Below are 4,686 nucleotides of genomic sequence, written 5' to 3'. Positions count from 1 at the left end.
ATGATATCAGCCAGACTTGGAAACTATCTCATCAAATTAGTCCCCCCATAGAACCCCCTTGAGCCATCTTGCACACTTTTCTCTTTTTGTCAAATTTTATGTTAAGAAAGATGTGACTAATGGATAGCTTAATAAGGGGGGCATCTGATAATTTTTAACGCCTACCTACTTACTATCACTTATTGACTAAAAATGAAGATTTGACCCCTAACAGTTGACAATCGAAGATCGATCCCGAAGAAAAGCAATTAAGCTCACCGGTGTGTCGGAAGATTAGAGATTGTGCCAAAATGGAGAAAGTGACCCAAGGATTACAGGTAAATTGTTAAAAAAAAGGATCGAGTAACCGTGACTGATACCAACCTAGATATACTATCCCTGACGGATCCAGCGATCGCAGGGATTTTGCAAAAAGAACTGCAACGTCAAAGAAATCACCTAGAATTAATCGCTAGTGAAAACTTTACCTCGGCTGCCGTCATGGCCGCCCAAGGTTCGGTTTTAACCAACAAATACGCCGAAGGACTGCCAAAAAAACGCTACTATGGCGGTTGCGAATACATTGACGAAGCGGAACAATTAGCGATCGATCGGGTTAAACGACTATTTGGGGCAAACCACGCTAACGTACAACCCCACTCCGGCGCCCAAGCTAATTTCGCCGTTTTCCTGACCCTCTTGCAGCCCGGCGATACGATTATGGGCATGGATCTCTCCCACGGTGGTCATCTTACCCACGGTTCCCCCGTTAACGTTTCCGGGAAATGGTTCCGAGTCGTACAGTACGGAGTAAGTCCCGAAACCGAACTCCTCGACTACGATCTCATCCTTGACATCGCCCGCAAAGAAAAACCCAAACTAATTATCTGCGGTTATTCTGCCTACTCGCGCCGGATTGATTTCGAGAAATTCCGCGCCATCGCTGACGAAGTGGGGGCCTACCTGATGGCAGATATCGCCCATATTGCCGGTTTAGTGGCCACTGGTCATCATCCTAACCCCCTACCCCACTGTGATGTGGTCACTACCACCACTCACAAAACCCTGCGCGGTCCTAGGGGGGGTTTAATTATGACCAAAGACGAGGAATTAGGCAAAAAATTCGATAAATCCGTCTTCCCCGGTACCCAAGGCGGTCCCCTAGAACACGTGATTGCAGCGAAAGCGGTGGCTTTTGGGGAAGCATTGAAACCGGAGTTTAAAATCTATTCGGGCCAAGTAATCGCTAATGCCCAAGCTTTAGCCGGTCAGTTGAAGGCTAGAGGGATTAAAATTGTCACCGATGGTACGGATAATCACTTGATGTTACTCGATTTAAGATCCGTGGGCATGACCGGGAAAGAAGCCGATCGCCTGGTGAGTACCATTAATATTACCGCTAATAAAAACACTGTTCCCTTCGATCCCGAGTCTCCCTTTGTCACCAGTGGTCTGCGCTTGGGTTCCCCGGCTATGACCACCAGAGGACTAGGAGAAACGGAATTTATCGAGATTGGCAACATTATCGCCGATATTCTCCTTAATCCAGGTGATGAAGCCCTGAGAACTGCTTGCCGTCAACGGGTAGCCAAACTCTGTGAAAGCTTCCCCCTCTATCCCCATCTCCATATTTCCGTCCCCGCCTTGGCCTAAAAAGAGAGATAATAAAAGTTCATAATTGGCGATTGCCTGTCAGTGGCCAATTGTGAATTAAATCGCCCCCCAATTCCCATGTCCGGAGATTTATACTATCTAATTGCTTTTCTGATCGCCCATACCGTGGTACTTTGGAGTACCCCCCTCGTCAGAACCGTCGGACTGAAAAGCGGTTACGTCGATAAACCCAACGAAAGGAAGGTCCATGAAAAGCCTATGGTTCGACTGGGGGGAGTTTCGATTTTTGTCGGCGCTTTAACTGCCCTCCTGATCGTTTGGTGGTTGGGAGGGTTTGCCGGTTTAAACAGCGATCGAGAATGGGAAGTGTGGGGCGTAACCCTAGGCGGTTTGGGCTTTTTTCTCATCGGTCTAGCGGATGATCTTTTTAATCTTTCCCCCCTCAATCGTCTGGTAATGCAGTTTAGCGTCGCTTTTCTAGCTTGGCAAGCTGGCGTTAGGATCGATTTCCTCTCTATTCCCTTCGGCGATTTATTACAAATTCATTGGCTAAGTTTACCGATTACTCTCCTCTGGTTAGTGGGGATGGCTAACGCGATTAATTGGATTGACGGTTTAGATGGATTAGCGGCGGGGGTTTCGGGTATATCTGCCGTGGTGATTTTGATTGTAACTTTGGTGATGGGACAACCGGCCGCCGCTATTATCGCCGCCGCTTTAGCGGGTGGGGCTTTGGGTTTTCTGCGTTACAATTTTAACCCCGCCCAAATTTTTATGGGGGATGGTGGGGCCTATTTTATGGGTTTTACCCTGGCAGGTGTGGCGGTGATTGGATTGGCTAAAACCACTGCTGTGACTACTGTTGCCGTTACCGCCGTCCTATTACCCTATCTCATCCTCGCGGTTCCTCTCCTCGATATGTCCACGGTGATTATTTCCCGTCTCAAACGCGGAAAATCCCCTTTTGTGGCTGATAAACGTCATTTACACCATCGTTTACTGAAAGCGGGTATCTCTCACCGTCTGACAGTATTATTTATCTACGCTCTAACTCTCTGGGTGGGCAGTTTAGCCCTCGGTTTTTCCAATGTTCCCAGTGGTTGGGGTTTTGCCTTTGGTGCGACTCTCCTCCTCGGTTACGTCGGTTGGCAAGTCTGGCGCAATCGTGGCAGTGAACCGTAAGCCGTCTTAAACTAGAAAAAGGATTAATAATTAAGATAGCGGCAGGATGACTCTGGGAGTTTAGCAAATGTCTAACGAAACCGTAACTTATTCCCTTGAAACGGTTCTTAAGGAAATCAAAGACAGCATCAAGGAAGTCAACCACAAAGCTGATAGAATCGAGCAACGTCTGACAAAATTAGAAATCGGACAGGCAGAACTTAAAGGAGAAATTAAAGCTTTAGATGAGCGACTAAGCACAAAAATTGACGGATTGACCGCTAGAGTTGCCTATCAAGAGTTTACTAATCGAGGCATTTTGATCGCCCTTGTTGTTGCTATTTTAGGAGGAGCAGCTAAACTTTTTGGGTTTATTGGCAACCCCTAGAAGTTGCCCTTAGCATCATAAATTTTTCCTATCTTATTTTTTCAGCAAGCCCTAATTAAAGTTATCAAAAGTAGGAGTTTAGCACAATGTCTAACGAAACCGTAACTTATTCCCTTGAAACTGTCCTGACAAGGATTGAGGGAAAAATCGACTCTTTACAAAGAGATGTTAATGAGCGTCTCACTAAGCTAGAGATAGGACAATCAGAAATAAGAGGGGATATTAAAGCCCTAGATTCTAAAGTTATGGAAATAGAAAAGCCTATTGATGACCTGAATGCACGGGTGAATATTACCACTAATGGGTTTCTTGGCATTGTCGGAATTTTGGTGACAGGAATACTAGGTATTCTGGGAAAAATCGTCTTTTTTCCTAATCCCTAAAAGTTATCCTTAGTCTTTGTTTACTCTACAATTTTCAAGGATACAGAGAAAAATGATCTGCAAAAATCCCTCTTTCCGTTCTCCTCTCTGCGACTGTAGCGCCTCTGCGTCAAACAAAAAATATAAAACTCAAGCCCTAATCACAGTAATTCTATATTGATTTTCTGTCACCACAACTTCAGTGGATAATCTTTCTTCCATAGGTAAAGCATTTTTCCTCCTATCAAAGATAAATAACCAACCAAAATCTAAACCCAAACGTCCTAAATAAGATTCTAATTGTTCAATTCCATCAGCTTGCGGATCGCGTTTTTTATCCCGCCATACTTTTAATTCAATCCCTAAAATTACATCTTTATACTGCAAACATAAATCCATTCTGTCACTACCAATTGCATATTCCCTTTCTAAAACTCCCCCACCATTAACCACACGATGTAAAAAAGCCATTAATACTATATGCGGAGCAATTTCATGGTAAGCAGCACTACTTAATAATGGTTCTCCATGCTGTCGCCAAAACTTGAGAAATGCTGTTAATAAAGCATCTATATTTAATTCACCTTTTGCTGTCAACCAACTAGGACTAATTAAAGGTAAACTGTCCTGAGTTCCTTGTACTAAAACGCGGGGAATTACTTCACGATAAATGGGGTTAGAAATAACTAATCCCCCCATCGGATCACGTCGTAATAATCCTAAATCTATTAAATATTGGCGATCATCTGCTAGGGTATCTGGTAATGTTTGCCCTGCTAAAATTGGTTCAATAATGTTTTTAACTCGTTTTTCTCTGAGTTTTTCCGCTAAACTATCTAAATGAGTATCCTGACGATTAATTAATATTTCTTTGGCTGTTAAAATATGTTTTTTAGTAATAGTAATACTTCTATCTTTTACCATTTTTTCTACAATTTCTTTAGCTAAGGCATTGACTAGCCAAGGTTGTCCTTGGGTTAAATCATAAGCTGTTTCTATAGCTTCTGGTGTGAAAATTTGTCCAGTTGCTGCTGTATGTTGTTGATATAATTCTCCCACTTCTGCAAGATTAAAATTTCGCATAGTCAGAGAAGCAACTTTTATATTAAAAGGACTGGATGTATTTAATCTATCACTACCACCAGATGCTACTTTATAATCTCTCACATCTCGTAAACCAAT

The 4,686-nt window shown here is 43.3% G+C and carries 5 protein-coding genes; 4 read left to right on the top strand and 1 reads right to left on the bottom strand.

Annotation, left to right across the window (positions count from 1 at the left end):
* The first annotated feature begins 348 nt into the window (after positions 1 to 348).
* From glyA to O9323_RS17995, 4 genes are all read left to right on the top strand, one after another.
* Positions 349 to 1,632, top strand: coding sequence for a serine hydroxymethyltransferase (glyA, locus tag O9323_RS18010; protein WP_002751118.1), 1,284 nt, complete (start codon positions 349 to 351; stop codon positions 1,630 to 1,632).
* Between the two features lie 78 nt (positions 1,633 to 1,710).
* Entirely contained in the window at positions 1,711 to 2,775 is a 1,065-nt protein-coding gene (locus O9323_RS18005) for a glycosyltransferase family 4 protein (protein ID WP_002732067.1), read from the top strand.
* Between the two features lie 67 nt (positions 2,776 to 2,842).
* A complete protein-coding gene (locus O9323_RS18000) occupies positions 2,843 to 3,142 on the top strand; it encodes a hypothetical protein (RefSeq protein WP_002761685.1) in 300 nt (99 codons plus the stop codon).
* Between the two features lie 86 nt (positions 3,143 to 3,228).
* A complete protein-coding gene (locus O9323_RS17995; protein ID WP_002744759.1) occupies positions 3,229 to 3,525 on the top strand; it encodes a DUF4164 family protein in 297 nt (98 codons plus the stop codon).
* Positions 3,526 to 3,654: 129 nt separating this feature from the next.
* Here the strand turns inward: O9323_RS17995 and O9323_RS17990 are convergent.
* Positions 3,655 to 4,686 (bottom strand): ATP-binding protein (locus tag O9323_RS17990; RefSeq protein ID WP_288125517.1); only part of this gene is annotated, 1,032 nt, incomplete at its 5' end.

This window comes from Microcystis sp. LE19-131.1A (genome assembly GCF_027532015.1).
Classification (GTDB): Bacteria; Cyanobacteriota; Cyanobacteriia; order Cyanobacteriales; family Microcystaceae; genus Microcystis; species Microcystis ichthyoblabe_A.
This window is presented reverse-complemented; position numbering and strand designations above follow the sequence as displayed.

What these genes read in the sequence shown, in the direction of transcription:
- O9323_RS18005 (WP_002732067.1), top strand. Translation starts at nt 1,711, where the DNA reads ATGTCCGGAGATTTATACTATCTAATTGCTTTTCTGATCGCCCATACC.
- O9323_RS18000 (WP_002761685.1), top strand. Translation starts at nt 2,843, where the DNA reads ATGTCTAACGAAACCGTAACTTATTCCCTTGAAACGGTTCTTAAGGAA.
- O9323_RS17995 (WP_002744759.1), top strand. Translation starts at nt 3,229, where the DNA reads ATGTCTAACGAAACCGTAACTTATTCCCTTGAAACTGTCCTGACAAGG.